At 67.6% G+C, this 18,377-nt stretch carries 18 protein-coding genes; 13 read left to right on the top strand and 5 right to left on the bottom strand.

Annotated elements, in window-relative coordinates:
• Positions 1 to 10 precede the first annotated feature (10 nt).
• The 7 genes from AAC067_RS03915 to AAC067_RS03885 are packed head-to-tail and all read left to right on the top strand — an operon-like array spanning position 11 to position 4,113.
• Positions 11 to 1,144 (top strand): Re/Si-specific NAD(P)(+) transhydrogenase subunit alpha, encoded by a 1,134-nt coding sequence (locus AAC067_RS03915; protein ID WP_339929717.1) that lies wholly within the window; start codon positions 11 to 13, stop codon positions 1,142 to 1,144.
• A complete protein-coding gene (locus tag AAC067_RS03910; protein WP_339929715.1) occupies positions 1,141 to 1,371 on the top strand; it encodes a hypothetical protein in 231 nt (76 codons plus the stop codon). The genes AAC067_RS03915 and AAC067_RS03910 overlap by 4 nt, the downstream gene beginning before the upstream one ends.
• 1 nt (position 1,372) lies before the next feature.
• Entirely contained in the window at positions 1,373 to 1,696 is a 324-nt protein-coding gene (locus tag AAC067_RS03905) for an NAD(P) transhydrogenase subunit alpha (protein WP_339929713.1), read from the top strand.
• The gene (locus tag AAC067_RS03900) at positions 1,693 to 1,995 is read left to right on the top strand and encodes a hypothetical protein (protein WP_339929711.1); all 303 of its coding nucleotides are present in this window, start codon (positions 1,693 to 1,695) and stop codon (positions 1,993 to 1,995) included. Before AAC067_RS03905 ends, AAC067_RS03900 begins: the two co-directional genes overlap by 4 nt.
• Entirely contained in the window at positions 1,992 to 2,285 is a 294-nt protein-coding gene (locus tag AAC067_RS03895; protein ID WP_339929709.1) for a hypothetical protein, read from the top strand. Before AAC067_RS03900 ends, AAC067_RS03895 begins: the two co-directional genes overlap by 4 nt.
• The gene (locus tag AAC067_RS03890) at positions 2,282 to 2,671 is read left to right on the top strand and encodes a hypothetical protein (RefSeq protein ID WP_339929707.1); all 390 of its coding nucleotides are present in this window, start codon (positions 2,282 to 2,284) and stop codon (positions 2,669 to 2,671) included. The genes AAC067_RS03895 and AAC067_RS03890 overlap by 4 nt, the downstream gene beginning before the upstream one ends.
• Positions 2,672 to 2,694: 23 nt before the next feature.
• Positions 2,695 to 4,113 (top strand): NAD(P)(+) transhydrogenase (Re/Si-specific) subunit beta, encoded by a 1,419-nt coding sequence (locus AAC067_RS03885; protein WP_339929705.1) that lies wholly within the window; start codon positions 2,695 to 2,697, stop codon positions 4,111 to 4,113.
• Here AAC067_RS03885 and AAC067_RS03880 read toward each other — a convergent pair.
• Genes AAC067_RS03880 through AAC067_RS03870 form a run of 3 tightly spaced genes read right to left on the bottom strand, consistent with a single transcriptional unit; the run spans position 4,110 to position 4,977 of the window.
• Entirely contained in the window at positions 4,110 to 4,427 is a 318-nt protein-coding gene (locus tag AAC067_RS03880; RefSeq protein WP_339929703.1) for a hypothetical protein, read from the bottom strand. The two genes, AAC067_RS03885 and AAC067_RS03880, sit on opposite strands and share 4 nt — an antisense overlap.
• The gene (locus AAC067_RS03875; protein ID WP_339929701.1) at positions 4,424 to 4,705 is read right to left on the bottom strand and encodes a DUF2442 domain-containing protein; all 282 of its coding nucleotides are present in this window, start codon (positions 4,703 to 4,705) and stop codon (positions 4,424 to 4,426) included. Before AAC067_RS03875 ends, AAC067_RS03880 begins: the two co-directional genes overlap by 4 nt.
• The gene (locus AAC067_RS03870; RefSeq protein WP_339929699.1) at positions 4,702 to 4,977 is read right to left on the bottom strand and encodes a DUF4160 domain-containing protein; all 276 of its coding nucleotides are present in this window, start codon (positions 4,975 to 4,977) and stop codon (positions 4,702 to 4,704) included. Before AAC067_RS03870 ends, AAC067_RS03875 begins: the two co-directional genes overlap by 4 nt.
• Positions 4,978 to 5,190: 213 nt before the next feature.
• On the opposite strand from AAC067_RS03870, the gene AAC067_RS03865 reads away from it, so the two are divergent.
• Entirely contained in the window at positions 5,191 to 5,916 is a 726-nt protein-coding gene (locus AAC067_RS03865) for an alternative oxidase (protein WP_339929697.1), read from the top strand.
• 101 nt (positions 5,917 to 6,017) lie between these two features.
• Positions 6,018 to 6,437 carry a cupin domain-containing protein gene (locus AAC067_RS03860; RefSeq protein ID WP_339929695.1) on the top strand — a complete coding sequence of 140 codons (420 nt, stop codon included), beginning with the start codon at positions 6,018 to 6,020 and terminating at the stop codon, positions 6,435 to 6,437.
• Positions 6,438 to 6,958: 521 nt separating this feature from the next.
• On the opposite strand, the gene AAC067_RS03855 is transcribed toward AAC067_RS03860, so the two are convergent.
• A complete protein-coding gene (locus AAC067_RS03855) occupies positions 6,959 to 9,145 on the bottom strand; it encodes a DEAD/DEAH box helicase (protein WP_339929693.1) in 2,187 nt (728 codons plus the stop codon).
• Between the two features lie 195 nt (positions 9,146 to 9,340).
• Here AAC067_RS03855 and AAC067_RS03850 point away from each other — a divergent pair, with 195 nt between their 5' ends.
• Positions 9,341 to 11,638, top strand: coding sequence for a caspase family protein (locus tag AAC067_RS03850; protein ID WP_339929691.1), 2,298 nt, complete (start codon positions 9,341 to 9,343; stop codon positions 11,636 to 11,638).
• A gap of 57 nt (positions 11,639 to 11,695) precedes the next feature.
• On the opposite strand, the gene AAC067_RS03845 is transcribed toward AAC067_RS03850, so the two are convergent.
• Positions 11,696 to 12,265, bottom strand: a complete 570-nt coding sequence (locus AAC067_RS03845; RefSeq protein WP_339929689.1) for a TetR family transcriptional regulator — start codon at positions 12,263 to 12,265, stop codon at positions 11,696 to 11,698.
• Between the two features lie 147 nt (positions 12,266 to 12,412).
• Between AAC067_RS03845 and AAC067_RS03840 the strand changes: the two genes are divergently transcribed.
• From AAC067_RS03840 to AAC067_RS03830, 3 genes are read left to right on the top strand one after another with little or no spacing between them, the layout of a single operon-like run.
• The gene (locus tag AAC067_RS03840) at positions 12,413 to 13,615 is read left to right on the top strand and encodes an efflux RND transporter periplasmic adaptor subunit (protein ID WP_339929687.1); all 1,203 of its coding nucleotides are present in this window, start codon (positions 12,413 to 12,415) and stop codon (positions 13,613 to 13,615) included.
• Positions 13,616 to 13,620: 5 nt separating this feature from the next.
• Complete coding sequence (locus AAC067_RS03835; protein WP_339929685.1) at positions 13,621 to 16,878, top strand: multidrug efflux RND transporter permease subunit; 3,258 nt, start codon at positions 13,621 to 13,623, stop codon at positions 16,876 to 16,878.
• Positions 16,878 to 18,332 carry a TolC family protein gene (locus AAC067_RS03830; protein WP_339929683.1) on the top strand — a complete coding sequence of 485 codons (1,455 nt, stop codon included), beginning with the start codon at positions 16,878 to 16,880 and terminating at the stop codon, positions 18,330 to 18,332. Before AAC067_RS03835 ends, AAC067_RS03830 begins: the two co-directional genes overlap by 1 nt.
• Positions 18,333 to 18,377: the final 45 nt, after the last annotated feature.

Raw genomic sequence — 18,377 nt, 5'->3', positions numbered from 1 at the left:
GGAGATTCGCTTGGCCATCGCCATTGCTGTGACGCGCGAACGCCGGGAAGGCGAGACCCGCTGCGCCCTGACACCGGAGACGGCGAAGAAGCTGATCGCCCTCGGTGCGACCGTGACGGTCGAGGCCGGCACCGGAGCCGGCTCGTCCATTCCTGACGCCGACTATGTCGAGGCCGGGGTCACCGTGGCCAAGGACACCAAGGCGGTGCTGGACCGGGCCGACATCCTGCTGAAGGTGCGCGGCCCCACGGCCCAGGAAACCAGCGCGATGAAGCCGGGCACCATCGTCGTCGCCATGCTGGACGCCTTCCGCGACAAGGAGACGGTGGCGGCCATGGCCGGGGCCAATCTGACGTCGTTCGCCATGGAATTTGTGCCGCGGATCAGCCGCGCCCAGGTGATGGACGCCCTGTCGTCCCAGGCCAATCTGGCCGGTTATCGCGCCGTGATCGAGGCGGCCTATGCCTACGGCAAGGGCTTTCCGATGATGATGACGGCGGCGGGCACGGTCGCTCCGGCCAAGGTCTTCATCATGGGCGTCGGCGTCGCCGGGCTTCAGGCCATCGCCACGGCGCGTCGTCTGGGGGCGGTGGTCACCGCCACCGACGTGCGACCGGCGACCAAGGAACAGGTCGAAAGCCTCGGAGCCAAATTCCTCGCCGTCGAGGATGAGGAGTTCAAGAACGCCCAGACCGCCGGCGGCTATGCCAAGCCGATGTCGGCCGAGTATCAGGCCAAACAGGCGATCCTGACCGGCGAACACATCAGGAAGCAGGACATCGTCATCACCACGGCCCTGATCCCCGGCCGCGCGGCCCCGGTGCTGGTCACCGCCGAACAGGTGGCGACGATGAAGCCGGGCTCGGTGCTGATCGACCTGGCCGTCGAGGCCGGCGGCAATGTCGAGGGGGCCAAGGCCGGAGAGGTGGTCACCACGTCGAATGGCGCGCGCATCGTCGGCTATACCAACCTGCCCGGCCGCATCGCCGCCGACGCCAGCGCCCTGTACGCCAAGAACCTGCTGGCCTTCACCGGCCTGCTGATCAAGGACGGGGCCCTGAACCTCGACCTCGAGGACGAGATTCTCAAGGCCGCCGTCGTCACCCACGGCGGGGCCGTGGTGCATGAAGGGGTGCGGGGATGATCCGGCGTTTCCTCAAAGGTCTCGGTCTGTTTTTGATCGTCGCCGCCCCCTGCTGGGGTCTGTTCGCGGTCGTCTTCACCATCGCAACTGGGGGGTGGCCTGAGTCCGCTCAGGCCCTCGGAGCCGTGCTGGACAGCGTGTTCAGAAACGTCATTCCCACGATCGTTGCAGGCGGTGGATTGTGGCTCCTTGCGAGCATTGATGAACGTCTGGAGCAGAGAGCCTGACATGGAACACGTCGACCCCACCGTCTTTCGTCTGGCCATCTTCGTGCTGGCGATCTTCGTCGGCTATTACGTCGTCTGGAGCGTCACGCCGGCCCTGCACACGCCGTTGATGGCGGTGACCAATGCCATCTCCAGCGTCATCATCGTCGGCGGCCTGATCGCCGCGGCCTCGGTGTCGGGTGATGTGTCCGGTCCCAATGCCGTCATCGCCAAGGGGGCGGGGGTCGTGGCCGTGACTCTAGCCAGCGTCAACATCTTCGGCGGCTTCATGGTGACCCGGCGCATGCTGGCCATGTACCGCAAGAAGGAGAAGCCCAAGGCATGACGACGGCGATGATCTTCACCGCCTTGATACCGGTCGCCGTGGCCCTGGCCCTCGGTGCCGCGCTGCTCGGTGCCCGGCTGGAGCCGACGCTGCGCACGCGGGTCGAGCGTGTGGTGGCCGCGATCGTCTATCCGCTGTTCGCGGCCTTCTGGATCTGGCGGGCGCTGATCTATCTGGATGACGACAATCTGCTGATGGCCTGTGTGATGGCCGTACTTGCCGGCTTCTTCGCGGTCGAGGGCGTCAAGGCCTTCCGGCGCGGGCGGGTGATCGCCTCGCGGCAGTCGGTGCCGTCGTGATCTTCGACCTGCATCTGTTCGCGACGATTGTCTCGTGGGTCGCCACGGGGGCGGGATTTGCCCTGTTCATCTGGAGCTTCGTGCGCGAGAGCGACGCCATCCGTCGGCTGCGCTTCCAGGATTTCGCCGTGGTGCTGATGTTCGGCTCGGTGCTGCTGCGGGTCGTGGCCCAGACGCGGCCGATGACGGTCTTCGACTGGGCCTGGGTTGTGCTGTCGCCGATATTCATCGCTGCGGCCCTGTGGCGGCTGGACCGGACCAGTGACCTGCCGGGATCCGGCAAGCGATGAGCGCCCGGGTCGCCGCGGCCGCTGCCGCCATATTCGTCCTCAGCCTGGCAGGTAGTGCCTCGGCCCAGACCGATGTGGGCACCGTGCATGCGGCCGGTCTGCCATGGTCGGTGGCCGCGCCCGGCGGGGCCAGCTGGTCGCTGGTCTGCCGCTTCTCGCCGGTGACGATGGAAATGAACAACTACGACCGGAAGCACTGGGCCAATGGCCTGACCCGCGGCGGCCAAGGGGCCATGCGCGGACGGCTGCCGGTCGACAACGGCTGGTGCATCCTGACCAAGACGGCCGGCTCCGGTTCCGTGGCCATCGCCATGGTCAAGAACGGCGAGGCCCGCGCGCAGGCCACCAACGATACCGCGCGCCCGGCCCGCGTCGGCTTCGTCTAGATGAACATTATGAGGGGGACGCCATGAATGCATCCATCGCGGCTCTGGCCTATCTGGCCGCCGGCGTACTGTTCATTATCAGCCTGCGTGGGCTGTCCAGTCCCGAGACCAGCCGGCGCGGCAACATGTTCGGCATGGTCGGCATGGCTCTGGCCATCGGTGTGACCCTGCTGACGCTTGGCACGTCCGGGGCGCTGGATCCCCTGACCCTGACCCTGCTGGCCGGCGGCGTCATCGTCGGCGGCGGCGTCGGGGCCCTGATCGCGCAAAAGGTCGCCATGACCCAGATGCCGCAGCTGGTCGCCGCCTTCCACTCGCTGGTCGGCATGGCTGCCTGTCTTGTGGCCATCGGGGCCGTCTATGCGCCCGAAGCCTTCGGCATCTCGAACGGTCTGGGCGGCATCAAGACCCTGTCGATCGTCGAGCTGTCGCTGGGCGTGGCCATCGGGGCCATCACCTTCACCGGCTCGGTCATCGCCTTCGCCAAGCTGAACGGCAATATGAGCGGCACCCCGATCATCCTGCCCGCGCGGCATCTGATCAATATCGGCCTGGCCCTAGCCCTGGTCTTCCTGATCGGCATCCTGATCGGTACCGGCGGCGGTGCGGTCTGGGCATTCTGGGGCGTGTTCGTCATCGCCCTGATCCTCGGCGCGACGCTGATCATCCCTATCGGCGGGGCCGACATGCCGGTGGTGGTGTCGATGCTCAATTCCTACTCCGGCTGGGCCGCGGCGGCGCTGGGCTTCACGCTCGAGAACATCGCCCTGATCATCACCGGGGCGCTGGTCGGTAGCTCGGGCGCGATCCTCAGCTACATCATGTGCAAGGCGATGAACCGCAGCTTCATCAGCGTCATCCTGGGCGGGTTCGGCGGCGACGCGGGCCCGGCGGGGGCCGAGGGCGCGGCCGAGACCCGGCCGGTCAAACAGGGCAGCGCCGAAGACGCCGCCTTCATCATGAAGAACGCCTCCAAGGTCATCATCGTGCCCGGCTATGGCATGGCCGTGGCCCAGGCCCAGCATGCTCTGAGAGAGATGGCCGACAAGCTGAAGGAGGAGGGGGTCGAGGTGAAATACGCCATCCACCCCGTCGCCGGCCGCATGCCCGGCCACATGAATGTGCTGCTGGCTGAAGCCAATGTCCCCTATGACGAGGTGTTCGAGCTGGACGACATCAACAGCGAGTTCAGCTCGTGCGACGTGGCCTTCGTCATCGGTGCCAACGACGTCACCAACCCCGCCGCCAAGACTGACCCGCAGAGCCCGATCTTCGGCATGCCGGTGCTGGACGTCGACAAGGCCGGCACCGTGCTGTTCATCAAGCGCGGCATGAGCTCGGGCTATGCCGGGGTCGAGAACGAACTGTTCTTCCGCGACAACACCATGATGCTGTTCTCGGACGCCAAGAAGATGGTCGAGGGGATCGTGAAGGCGCTTTAGTCGTTAGCGTCGAACGTCTCGCTGCAGGTCGCGACCGTTTTTACATCACCGATTTTGCAGGCGCGGCCGCATTCGAACGTTGGGGTGCCGCTGCTGCCTTCGTCGATCATGGAACGCCGACCGGGGTCGTAGAGGTGAGATTGAACGGCTTCCTTGCCCGCGAATCTGCACATCTCCTTATTGAATCCCGGGGTGACGACTGCGAATCCGCCTGAGCCTCCGGGGTAAACGAAGAGCGTCCAATCCCGTGCTTCACCGCAGGAGCCGGTGAACAGCAATAGGAAGGTGCAGCCTAATGCGAGGGCGAGCTTCACGCCGCCGCCGTCTCGACCTTCAATACACCCGCCGCCGCCATGTCGGCGTGAAGCGCCTCCGGGCTCCAGTCGAAGCCGTTAGGCCAGGTGAGGCCTCCGAACTCGACAAACACGCGGTTGAAGAAGGCGGGGTCCTTGAACGGCTCCACCATCGGGCCGGTTTCGCGGATGGCGAGCTCCGAGAAGTCCCATTCGCCGGCGGTGCCGTCGCTGAACCACAGTTTCAGCCGATAGTCGCCAAGTCGCAGTACCCGGATGACGTGAACGATGTCGGTCACTGGGGCGTATCGAGGCCCGGTATCCGTTCCAGCGGTTTCCTCGAACCCGGGCGCGCGGCCCGCCAGTTCGTCATCAGAGCGTCCCGATTGATTTCCGTCCATTGCTTCACCAGTCGTTGGGCACCCTTCGAAAGGCGACCGTGCATGATCTCTCCGTCCGCGATCCCGACCTGCGCCTCGTTGTCCTGCTCGTAGGCGTGAAAATGCGGCGGCGGGTGGTCGTTGAACCACATTCGTATCGCTATACCATAGAACCATGAGATCGTCGGCATAACACAACCATAGCATGTGGTAGCGGTACCTGGCAGTACACAACGTGATCACCTGGTTCGAGGGGCCGATGGCGGGGCTGTTTCCGGGTGATCCCCGCTGCGTCAGTCTGGCCACCGATTGCGACACTGCGTCCGGCCCCGTCGCGGCGTTTCGCGCGTTAGAAGGGGTGAGCGCCGGCCCATTGCGGCTCGGGCGCCGGAAAGCCTGCCCCCATGGTCAACAAGATTCTCGCCCCCGACGCCCGCGCCCTCGACGAGGAGAAGGACGCCGAACCGGTGATCCACCATGAACCCAACGGATTCTCGGACCGGTTCGCCCTCGGCTTCACCCGACTGCTGCGCTTCTGCGCCGACACCTTTTTTGCCAAACGTTACGGCCACCGCGCCATCGTGCTGGAGACCGTGGCGGCCGTGCCCGGCATGGTCGGGGCGACACTGCAGCATCTGCGCTGCCTGCGGGAAATGAAGGACGACGAGGGCTGGATCCGCACCCTGATGGAGGAGGCGGAGAATGAGCGGATGCACCTGATGACCTTCATCCAGGTGGCCCAGCCGACCTGGTTCGAACGGCTGGTGGTCCAGCTGGCCCAGGCCGTCTTCTACATCGGTTTCTTCCTGCTCTATCTGATCTCCTCGCGCACGGCGCACCGGGTCGTCGGCTATTTCGAGGAAGAGGCCGTGATCAGCTACACCCTGTATCTGAAAGAGATCGATGAGGGCCGCTCGCCCAACGTCCCCGCACCGGACATCGCCATCCACTACTGGAAGCTGCCGGCCGATGCGACGCTGCGCGACGTGGTCCTGCTGGTGCGGGCCGACGAGGCGCATCACCGCGACGTCAACCACGGCTTCGCCAGCACATTGGCCGGGAAGCCGGACAATGTGAAGTCGGCCGCCGCCTATCCGCCGCATGCCACGGAGCTGCGCGGCACCGCCTGAGGGGCGGCCTGTGAAGCCGTGTCCCGAATGACCGGGACCGGCTGTCTCCGGGTGAGGCGCGCGCTAGTGTGTGGCCCCGCTGCCCGGATCCGATTCGCCCCATGATGACTGCCGCCGAAATCATCGCCCTGCTGGAACTGACGCCGCATCCTGGGGGCGGGCATCATCGCGAGATATTTCGTGACCCGCGCGAGGTCGACGGTCTGTCCATGGGGGTGACCGCCTATCTGCTGCTGGCGGCGGGCGAGGTGTCGGCCTGGCACCGGGTCGCGGCGACCGAGCTCTGGCAGTATTACGACGGGGCACCGCTGGAACTGCAGATCGCCGGGGCGGTGACGGTCACAGCCACCGTCGGGCCCGGCCTGACCGGCGACCAGCAGCCGCAGCTGGCGGTGCCGACCGGGGCGTGGCGCACCGCGCGCAGTCTGGGACCCTGGACCCTGATCGGCACCACCGTGGCCCCGGGGCTGGATCTGGGCGGGGCTTTCGAGCTGGCGCCGGAAGACTGGTCGCCGGTCTGAGCTGTTTCCCCGCGCCCCGATCGGCGGCACACTGGCGTCCGGTAACCCGACTGGAGCCTGCATGGCCGACGCCCCCAAGACCGTTCCCACCGATGCCAGCGTCGCCGATTTCATCGCCGCCGTGCCCGACGCACGCCGCCGGGCCGAGGCGGAAACCGTGTGTAATATGCTGGAACAGGTCAGCGGTCAGTCGCCGGTGATGTGGGGCCCGTCGATCGTCGGCTTCGGCAGCTATCGCTACGTCTATGCCAGCGGGCGCGAAGGGATCTGGCCGATCATCGGTTTCTCGCCGCGCAAAACGGCCCTGACGCTCTATATCGTGCCCGGATTCAACGAGCGCCCCGACCTGATGGCGCGGTTGGGCAAGCTCAAGTCCAGCGTGTCCTGCCTCTACATCCCGCGACTGGACGCGGTGGATGCCGGGGCGCTGCGCGACCTGTGTGTGGTCTGTCGAGACGATGCGCGACCGTTATCCGGCCTGACGGGCCCGACCCCGGATCACCGGGGCCGGGCCGACGTCATCAGCTGCGCGGAGCCTTGCTCTTGTAGGGCTTTGCCGGCGGCTTGCCGCGGGCGTCCTTGGGGGCCCAGGGACGGTCGCCGCCCTTGGGCTTGCCCTTCCAGGCCTGATCACCGGCAGCAGCAGGTGCAGCGGCGTCGGATTTCGGGGCCCAGGCCTTCTTCTCGCCGGACGGAGCCGGCTTGCCGCCGTCGGTCTTCTTGACCCACGGCTTCTTCTCGCCTGCGCCCATGTCGACGCGACCGGCCCACGGCTGCTTCTCGCCCGTGGCCGGAGCCTCGCGCTTGACCCAGGGCTTCTTCTCGCCGGTCGGGGCCGCGTTGTCGCGTTTCACCCACGGCTTCTTCTCGCCGTCGGCCGGAGCCTCACGCTTGACCCAGGGCTTTTTTTCACCGGCAGGGGCGGCATTGTCGCGTTTGACCCACGGCTTCTTGTCACCGTCAGCCGGGGCGTCGCGCTTGACCCAGGGCTTCTTCTCGCCGCCGTCGGCCTTGCCTTCATAGGGCTTGCCGCCCGGACGCGGACGACGCTCGGCCGGCTCGCGCGGGCCGGGGGCCACGGCGGTCTCGATCTTGACCCCGTCCTCGAGGCCCGTGGCGATGGCGGCGAGGAATTTGGCCTCGGCCTCCTTGGTGATCTCGAACTTGGTTTCGCGGTCGAAGATGCGGATCGATCCGATATCGCGCTTGGTCACATGCCCCAGACGGCAGATGGTCGGCATCAGCCATTTCGGGTCGGCATTCTTGTCGCGACCGACATTGATGCGGAACCACGACATGTCGCCGCCCCGGGCGAAGTCCGTATAGGGCATGTCGGGCTGGCCCTTGTCGTTCACTCCGGCCTTCTGCTGGCGCTTCATCCGCTCGTCGTCATAGACGTCTTCCGGGGCCGGCAGCTTCTGCTGGTACAGACGGATCAGGGCGGCGGCGATCTGCTCGGGCGAGCTGGTCTCCAGCAGCTGCTTGCCCATGGCCAGCATCGCCTCGTCCTCGACCGGGGCGATCAGCACCGGATCGGCCAGCATGCGCTCGCGGTCCTTGGCGACGATCATCTCGGCGCTGGGCGGGCCCGACCATTCGGCAGTGATCGAGGCCGAGTTGAGCATGATCTCGACCTTGCGTCGGCGCGTGTAGCTGACCAGCAGGACGGAGACGCCCTTCTTGCCGGCGCGACCGGTACGGCCCGAGCGGTGCAGCAGGCCGGCCTTGTTGACCGGGATCTCGGCGTGGATGACCAGACCGAGGTCGGGCAGGTCCAGACCGCGGGCGGCGACGTCGGTGGCGACGCAGACGCGGGCATGGCCGTCACGCAGCGCCTGCAGCGCTTCGGACCGCTGGCTCTGGGTCAGTTCGCCGGACAGGCCGACGACCGAGAAGCCGCGCTCGCGCAGGGACGAGGTCAGGTGTTTGACGCGCTCGCGCGTGTTGGCGAACACCAGTGCCCCGGGGGCCTCGAAATAGCGCAGCACATTGACGACCGCGAGCTCGACTTCATTGGGGGCGACGCGAATGGCCTTGTATTCGATGTCGGCGTGCGAGGCATTGCCGGCGACCGTATCGATCCGCAGCGCGTCCTTCTGATAGGTCTTGGCCAGCTGCACGATGTCGCGCGCCAGAGTCGCCGAGAACATCAGGGTGCGGCGCTCTGCCGGGGCCGTCTCGAGGATGAAGGTCAGGTCTTCGTGGAAGCCCATGTCCAGCATCTCGTCGGCCTCATCCAGCACCACGGCCTTCAGGGTGGTCAGGTCCAGCGAGCCGCGCTCGAGATGGTCGCGCAGGCGGCCGGGGGTGCCGACGACGATGTGGCAGCCGCGGTTCAGCGCCTGGCGTTCGACCTTGGGGTCCATGCCGCCGACGCAGGAGACGATGCGTGCCCCGGTCTGGGCATACAGCCACTGCAGTTCCTTGGAGACCTGCAGGGCCAGTTCGCGGGTCGGGGCGATGACCAGCGCAACCGGTGCGCCGTATTCGGAGAATCGTTCGGCACCGCCCAGCAGGGTGTGGGCCAGGGCCAGGCCGAAGGCGACGGTCTTGCCTGAACCGGTCTGGGCCGAGACCAGCAGGTCACGGCCGCTGCCGTCCTCATTGGGACCGGCTTCCAGAACGGCCGACTGGACAGGTGTGGGCTCGGCGTAGCCGCGTTCGGCGAGGGCGCGATCGAGGGCGGGGTGGCTGGCGGGGAAGGGCATACAAATTCCGTAGGGCGCCGGGGCGACAGGAGCCAGCCAGAGGGCGGGCGAACAGGGGGCGCGGGGGCGGCCGTGTGCGGCAAGAACAAGGCCGAATGGTGGTGCGAGCGACTCCTGTCGGTCGATTCCTGTTATGTGAGGGTTAATAGTCGCGGCCAAGCTTCGGATGGGGGCCGGTTTTCTCACGGGGGTAGTATGTTCAGAACCATTCTCTTCGCCACGTCCGCCCTGGTCGTCATGACCTCGCCGTTCGTGGCCCACGCCCAGGAGCGACTGCATACGGGCAGCGAGGTGACGGGGACGCTGCGATCCGACGACGACCGACTGGACAGCGGGGAATACCGGGACCTGTTCGAATTCCATGGCCGGGCCGGCCAGCAGATCGGCCTGCGCCTGAGCTCCGATGATTTCGACCCCTATCTGATGGTGCGCGGTCCGGAAGGATTCTCCGAGGACAACGACGACGCCTCGGACTCGGATCAGACGGCCCTGCTGAACCTGCGCCTGCCGCGGGACGGTGCCTACAACATCACGGCCACCAGCTATGCGAGCGGCGAGCGGGGAACCTATCGCTTGAGCCTGATCGACGGAGCGTTCGCCGGCGGACAGACCGGCGGAGGCCAGGCTGCGACGGACGGGATGCTGACGACCGGATCCCGGCGCGGGGAGCTGGCGCGGGGGGACCAGACCCTGTCCACCGGCGAGTTTGTCGATCGCTACGCCCTGCCGGTGCGGCGCGGCCAGACCTATGAGCTGAGCCTCAGCGCCGATGGTTTCGATCCCTATCTTCTGGTGCGCGGGCCCGGGGGGTTGAGCGAGGACAATGACGACGATCCGGCCCGGCGCGGCACGCGCGACAGCCGTATCCGCTTCACCGCCCCGGCGGATGGCGAGGCCACGGTGGCGGCGACCAGCTATGCTGCCGGAGAGACCGGGGCCTATGTGCTGAATCTCGACGGCCGCGGGACGCGCCCCGCAGTGGCCCGGGCCGCTCCGGAGACCACGTCGCTGCGCCTCGGCGAAACCCGCGATGGCTGGCTGACCCCCACGGACAGCCGGCTGGAGAGCGGCGAATATATCAATACCTTCGTCTTCGACGGGCGGCGCGGCCAGAGGCTGGACCTGCGCCTGACCTCGGGGGATTTCGACCCCTATCTGGCCATCAGCGGCCCGAATGAGTTTTCGGCCTTCAACGATGATGCAGACGGGGGCACGGACAGCCGGTTGCGCGTGACCTTGCCGGCTGATGGTCCGTACCGGATCACGGCCACCAGCTATGCCGCCGGAGAAATGGGCCCTTACCAACTGTCGGTCCAGGCTGACACAGGGCCGACCCGGGCCGAGCCGGCGTCGCGCGCGGACGAGCAGGCGAGCGCGGGTGGCCGGATCACGGTAGGCCAGACCGTAGCCGGTACCCTGGGCAGCGGCGACGAGACCCTCGACAGCGGTGAATATGTCGACACCTACAGCTTTGCCGGTCGACGCGGGCAGCGGGTCGCGGTCGAACTGACATCGTCCGCTTTCGACGCCTACACAATCCTGCGTGCCCCCTCAGGCGAGCAGACCGACAACGATGACGGTGAGGACGGCACTGACAGCCGGCTCGACACCGTTCTGTCCGAGGACGGTGACTATGAGGTGATGGTTACCTCCTATGCGGCGGGTGAAACCGGCTCCTATCGCTTCAGCGTCAGCCCCAGTCTGGGGTCGCCGCGTCAGGCGGCGGTCCAGTCCGGCGCGCGGGTGTTCGCGATCATCGTCGGGGTGTCCGACTATGGCGGTCGCCAGAACGACCTGCCCTATACCGACGAGGACGCCCTCAAACTGGCCGAGGTCCTGCAGCGGGAAGGGGTGTTGAACAGTTCCAGCGTCGTCCTGACCAATGCCCAGGCCACGGTCGGCAGCGTGCGCTCGGCCTTTGCCCGGGTCGCGGCCGAGGCCGGACCCGACGACATGTTCCTGTTCTTCTTCTCCGGTCACGGCGATCAGAGCGACACCGCGGTCAGCCGCCTCGAGCCGGACGGCCGCAGCGAATCCATCGTGCTGCGTGACGGCCAGATCGACGACGTCGAGATGTCGCGCCTGTTCGGCAGCCTGAATACGCGGCTGGCGCTGCTGGTGCTGGATTCCTGCTATTCGGGCGGCTTCGCGCGCAACGTCGTGGACCGGCCGGGCGTCATGGGTCTGTTCAGCTCGGAAGAGGATCTGACCAGCGCCGTGGCCGACAAGTTCCGCGCCGGTGGCTATCTGTCCCACTTCCTGCGCGCCGGCATGGCCGGGGCGGCGGACGGTGACGGCGACCGGCTGGTCACGGCCGGCGAACTGGCCACCTATCTGCGCCGCCAGTTCCGTACCGAGGTCGAGAATGTCGAGGCCGAGACGGCCGACGGTCAGCGCAACTACCAGAATCTGGTCATCGACCGCGGCGGCGTCCAGGTTGACGACGTCATCCTGCGACTGGCGTCGGCGGGCAGTGCGGTCGGCGCGCGCTGAGGGCGGGGACCGGCGCGGGCGGCGGGACCCCCTGCCGCCCTCCCGCGTCTGGCGGCTCTAGCCGTCGATGAGGGTCTGCAGGGTCGTCGCCATCCGCTCGACCATGCGTTCGCATTCCTCGGGGGTCAGGGCATAGCCGCCGGTGATGTCGCGGCTGATCGCCATGCCCATGATGAAGCCGGCCGCGAGGCGGGCCTTGATCGCGCCGTCCGGACCGCCGACCCATTCGGAAAACGGGCCGTAGAACCGGGTGTTGGCGATGCGCTGAACCACTTCCATCGCCTTGGTCGACGAGACCGAGCGCAGGAAGACCATCAGCCCTTTCAGCTTGGTATCGCTCTTGGGTTCAAAGACCACGTCCCGGGCCACGCGAGCGCCGAAGGTGGCGCGATCGCCGCTCATCAGTTCGTCGGCCTTGTCGCAGCTGTCGATGACCGTTTCGAACAGTTCATCCTTGGAGCCGAAATAGCGGGACACCAGGGCGGCATCGACTCCGACGTCGCCGGCGATGTCGCGCAGGCCGACGTCATCGTAGCTTTCACGGGCGAAGCGCTCGAGCGCGGCGTCCAGAATGGCAGTGCGGGTTGCCTCGGCATTCCGCGGCCTGGGCCCGGCGGTACATAACAATTTGTGATCTCCAAAAAGGCCCCACGCCGGTTATGGCTTTGTCATCAGGCGTTGACAAGCGTCGCGACGCTCACCATTAAGTCAGCGAGCGTTGACTAGCGGTTTCTCCCCAGGCCCGCCCGTCGACCGAGACAGGGATTTCTCACAATGCGCACCGTCAAGATCGTGGTTGCGTCCGTCTTGATGGCGGGCGTCCTGCAAAGCTGCACCCCTCGTAGCGAGGCCCAGACGCCGCCGGAGCCGGCCGTAACCGTGGCCGTTCCCCTGGTGCGTCAGGTGCAGGACTGGGACGAGTTCACCGGGCGGTTCGAGGCGACCCGGGCAGTCGACGTTCGGGCGCGGGTCGGTGGCTATGTCACGGCCGTGCATTTTCGCGACGGGGCCCAGGTCCGTCAGGGACAGTTGCTGTTCACCCTTGATCCGCGTCCGGCCCAGGCGGCCCTGGCGGCGGCCCGGGCCTCGCTGGCCCAGGCCCAGGCGCAACTGTCGCTGGCCCGCACCAATCTGACCCGCTCGGAAGGTCTGCTGGAGGCCCAGGCGGTCTCGCAGGCCGAGGTCGACACCCAGCGCGGGGCCCAACAGACGGCCGAGGCCAGTGTCGCTGCCGCCAATGCTGCGGTGCGCGCCCGCCAGCTGGACCTGGAATTCACCCGCGTCACCGCGCCGATATCCGGCCGGGTTTCGGACCGTCGTATCGACCCGGGCAATCTGGTCGGCGGCGGGTCCTCGGCGGCCGATGTGCTGACGACCATCGTCGCCAGCGGCCCCATTCACTTCATCTTTGACGCCTCCGAGGCGGTGCTGCTGAAATACCAGCGCCAGACGCGCCAGGGCGTGGCCCCGGTCCGGTTGCGGTTGCAGGATGAAGCCGGCTTCACCCGCAGCGGTACGCTGGACTTCACCGACAATGCGGTCGACACGGCCTCGGGCGTGATCCGCCTGCGGGCGGTGGTGCCCAATGTCGACGGCTTTCTGAAGCCCGGCATGTTCGGACAGGCGCGTCTGGCCGGAGCCGGCACCTATCAGGCCATGCTGGTGCCCGACGCCGCCATCGCCACCGATCAGGCGCGACGCATCGTCTATGTGGTCGCCGCGGACGGGACGGTTGCGCCCAAACCGGTGCAGCTGGGGCCGATCGTCGAGGGCCTGCGCGTCGTCCGCTCCGGCCTGACCGCCACTGACCGCGTCATCATCGCCGGGGTCCAGCGCATCCAGCAGCCGGGCATGAAGGTTCAGGCGCGCGTCGGTCAGATCACCGCCGTCGCCGGTGCCCCGGCCGGGCAGCCGGTCACCCGGATGGCTCCCGCCTCCAGCGCCACCTTCGCCAACAGCCTCTCTGCCGGCGACTGAGCCTCATGAACATTTCACGCTTCTTCATCGACCGGCCGATCTTCGCGGCCGTGATCGCGGTGTTCATCACCCTGATGGGGGTGTTCGCCTATCCGCTGCTGCCGCTGTCGCAGTATCCGGAGATCGCGCCGCCGACGATCACCATCAACACCGCCTATCCGGGGGCCTCAGCCGAGACCGTGGCCGAGACCGTGGCCGCGCCGATCGAGCAGGAGGTCAACGGCGTCGAGGGCATGCTGTACCTGTCGTCCTCGTCCACCTCCGATGGGACGGTCTCGGTCACCGTAACCTTCAACCCGGGCACCGACCTGGATGCGGCCCAGGTGCTGGTCCAGAACCGGGTCGCCCTGGCCGAGCCCCGTCTGCCGGAACAGGTTCGTCAGATCGGCGTGACCGTGAACAAGCAGGAAAGCGGCTTCCTGATGATCCTGGGGCTGACGTCCCCGGACAAGTCGCTGGATAACGACTACGTCGGCAACTACGCCAACTCGACGCTGCGCGACCGCCTGTTGCGGCTCGAGGGCGTGGGCTCGGTCCAGGTCTTCGGTGGCGGCAACTATTCGATGCGGGTCTGGATCGACCCGGCCAAGGCCGCCGCGCGCAATCTGACCGGACCCGACATCGTCGCCGCCCTTCGCGCCCAGAACGTGCAGGCCGCCGCCGGGGCCATCGGCCAGCCGCCGTTCGATGCCAACGCCGCCGCCTTCCAGCTGCCGGTGCAGGTGCAGGGCCGTCTGTCCGACTCGGAGCAGTTCAACGACATCGTCATCAAGACCGATGCCGAAGGTCGCGTGACCCGTGTCCGCGACGTCGCGCGGGTCGTGCTGGGCGCGCAGGACTACGGCATCAAGGGTTTCTTCGATGGCGAGCAGGGGGTCGGCATCGCCATCATCCAGCAGCCGGGGGCCAACGCCCTGGGCACCGCTGACCGCGTGATGGCCGAGATCGAAGCGTTCAAGCCCGGCCTGCCCCAGGGCATGGATGTGTCGATCGCCTACAATCCGACCGAGTTCGTGGCGGCCTCGGTCGAGTCCGTGCAGCACACCCTGTTCGAAGCCGTGTTCCTCGTCGTGCTGGTGGTCATCATCTTCCTGCAGACCTGGCGGGCGGCGATCATCCCGATCGTGGCCATCCCGGTGGCGCTGGTGGCGACCTTCGCCGTCCAGCTGGCGCTGGGCTATTCGATCAACTCCCTGAGCCTGTTCGCCCTGGTGCTGGCGGTCGGCATCGTCGTCGATGACGCCATCGTCGTGGTCGAGAATGTGGAACGCTATATCCGCGAGGGGCTGACCCCGCGCGAGGCGGCCCACCGCTCCATGCAGGAGGTGTCGGGCGCGCTGATCTCGATCGGTCTGGTGCTGGTCTCGGTGTTCGTGCCGACGATGTTCGTGCCGGGCATCCCGGGCATCTTCTATCGCGAGTTCGCCATCGTCATCACCACGGCCTCGGTCGTGTCGTTGCTGGTGTCGCTGACGCTGTCGCCGGCCATGGCGGCTCTGCTGTTGAAGCCGCACAAGCCGCATGACGACGTGCGCAAGCCCGGCTTGCTGGGCGGCGGCGTCTACTACCTCGGCTACGCCGGGCGGAAGTTCAACGACGGCTTTGACTGGCTGGCCGACCGATACGGACGGTTGACGGTCCGGCTGATCCGCAAGGTCGGGCTGGTGCTCGCGGTCTATGGCGTCCTGCTGCTGGCGACCGGCTTCACCCTGTTCCAGACCCCGTCCGGCTTCATTCCGGAACAGGATCAGGGCTTCCTGATCGGCGTCGTCCAGCTGCCGCCCGGGGCCTCCCTGGACCGGACCGAGGCGGTGATGACCCGCGCCTCCAACATCATTCGCGAAACCGACGGCGTCGAGGGCATGGTCGCCTTCGCCGGTCTGGACGGCTCCAGCTTCTCGTTCGGCTCCAATGCCGCGACCATCTTCATCCGCCTCGACGCCTTCGAGGAACGCAAGTCGGCCGAACAGGCCGCCGCCGCCCTGGCCGGGGCCATCACCGGTGCCACCATGGGCATCGAGGACGCCAACATCTTCGTCATCGCCCCGCCCGCGGTTCAGGGTCTGGGCAACGGCAACGGCTTCCAGATGATGGTCCAGGACCGTTCCGGCGCGGGTTACCGCCCGCTGGAAGGGGCGACCTTCGCCATGATGGGCGCGGCCGCCCAGGCGCCCGATCAGGTGCAGCAGGTGTTCTCGACCTACAACACCGGTTCGCCGCGCATCGCTGCCGATATCGATCGCGACAAGGCGCTGATAATGGGGGTCCAGCCATCGGACGTGTTCAACACGCTCGGGGTCTATCTCGGTTCGGCCTACGTCAACGATTTCAACTATCTGGGCCGCACCTTCCGGGTGACAGCGCAGGCCGAGCCGACGGCGCGGGACGACATCGCCGACATCGCCAATCTGAAGACCCGCTCGGCCTCGGGGGCCATGGTGCCGATCGGGTCGGTCGCCAGCCTGCGCGAGGATTCCGGTCCGTCCCGCATCGTGCGCTACAATCTGTTCCCGGCCGCCGAGCTTCAGGGACAGGCCGCTCCGGGCGTCTCGTCCGGCGAGGCGCTGGCCTCCATGGAGCAACTGGCCGCGGCCACCTTGCCACCGGGCTTCTCGTACGAATGGACCGGTCTGGCCCTGCAGGAGAAACAGTCGTCCGGCGGCGCGACCATCGTCTTCATCATGGCCGTGGTGTTCGTCTTCCTGGTGCTGGCGGCCCAGTACGAGGCCTTCACCCTGCCGCTGGCGGTCGTGCTGATCGTGCCGATGTGCATCCTGGCCGCCATGGTCGGCATCAACCTGCGTGGTCTGGACAACAACATCCTGGTCCAGGTGGGGCTGGTGGTGCTGATCGCGCTGGCAGCCAAGAACGCCATCCTGATCGTCGAATTCGCCAAACAGGCCGAGGACGAGGGTCTGGACCGCTGGGACGCCGCCGTGCGCGCGGCCAAGACCCGCCTGCGGCCGATCCTGATGACCTCCTTCGCCTTCATCTTCGGCGTCATGCCCCTGATGCTGGCGACGGGACCCGGGGCCGAGATGCGCCAGTCCCTCGGCACGGCGGTCGTCGCCGGGATGATCGGGGTGACCTTCTTCGGCCTGATCTTCACCCCGGTCTTCTATGTCATCAGCCGCTGGATCGCGACGAAGATGCCGACCGGGCGGGGCAGGGCGCACGCGGCCCCTCCTGCAGACGATCATCCCGCCCTCGACCCGCCTCCAACCGCGAGCCCGTCCGTCACGGCCCGTCCGGGAGACCTCTGATGACCCTGTCCTTCGCTTTCCGAGTTCCGACCGCGACCGCCTTCGCCGCCCTGGCGCTGGCCTCGTGCGCGGTCGGGCCGAGGGCACCCGATGCCGTCCTCCCCCCTGCGGCGTCGGGTGCCTTCAAAGGGGCCGCTACCCCGGCCGTGACTTCCGATGCCGTGCGTGGCGACTGGTGGCGGCTCTATGCCGATCCGGTGCTGGATGACCTCGTCCGCGAGGCCCTGGCCAATAACAACCAACTCGAGGCCGCGGCCGCCAACCTGCGTCGTGTCCGGGCTGTGCTGGGCGAGGCGCGCACCGGACGCCTGCCGTCGACCACGACCAGTGCCGGCTACAATTACGGTCGGGCCTCGGCCGCGACGGTTCCGGGCGCTGCGCCCGGTCAGGCGCTGGACGAGACCGAGGTCTATGACGCCGGACTCGACGTCGCCTATGAGATTGATCTGTTCGGCCGGGTCGGATCGTCGATCCGCGCCGCCCGCGCCGATGCCGACTCCGCTGCGGCGGCGCTGGAGGTGGTGCGGGTCTCCGTCGCCGCCGAGACCGCACGCGCCTATGCCGACGCCTGTTCCGCCAATGCCCGTATCGCCGTGGCCGAACGGACCTTGGGCCTGCAGACCGAGACTGTCGGCCTGACCCAGCGCCTGCTGGACGGCGGCGTCGGCAACGGCCTCGACGTCGCCCGCGCCCGGGTGGTGCTGGAACAGACCCGGGCCAGCGTGCCGCCGCTGCGGGCCCTGCGCGAAGGTGCGGTGTTCCGTCTGGCCACCCTGACCGGACGCCCGCCGGCCGAGACTTCGACGGCCGCGCGTGACTGCGCCCGACCACCCGAACTGCTGCAGCCGATCCCGGTCGGTGACGGGGCCAGCCTGCTGGCGCGCCGTCCCGACGTGCGCCGGGCCGAGCGCGATCTGGCCGCCGCCGCCGCGCGCGTCAATGTCGCCACCGCCGACCTGTATCCGCGCATCAGCCTGGGCGGGTCGCTGGGCACGACGGCGGGGGCCGCTGGCGATCTGGGCGAGTCCGCCAATTTCCGCTTCGGTCTGGGCCCGTTGATCAGCTGGTCCTTCCCTAATGTCTTCGCCGCCCGGGCCCGGATCGCCCAGGCCGGGGCCGCCGCCGACGCGGCGCTGGCGACCTTTGACCAGACGGTGCTGGTGGCGTTGCAAGAGGCTGAAACAGCGCTGGCCGACTATGCCAACGAACTGGATCGGCGCAGCGCCCTGCAGGCGGCACGCACCCAGGCCGCCAATGCCGAACGCCTGTCGCGGCTGCGTTTCGACGCGGGGGCCGATAGTTTCCTGACTGTGCTGGACGCCCAGCGCACCCTGGCCGCCGCCGATGCCCAGCTGGCGCAGTCGGACGCCCAGGTGACCACCAACCAGATCACCCTGTTCAAGGTGCTGGCGGGGGGATGGTCCGGCGACGCCGGGGACGCTTTGAGGCCGTAAGGGGTCGTACCCTGTACGCCGGTGATCCGGCGCGCCGCGTGTCCA

Source organism: uncultured Brevundimonas sp. (assembly GCF_963977465.1).
Taxonomy (GTDB): domain Bacteria; phylum Pseudomonadota; class Alphaproteobacteria; order Caulobacterales; family Caulobacteraceae; genus Brevundimonas.
Note: the sequence above shows the minus strand (reverse complement) of the source record. Positions and strands in the feature narration are given on the sequence as shown.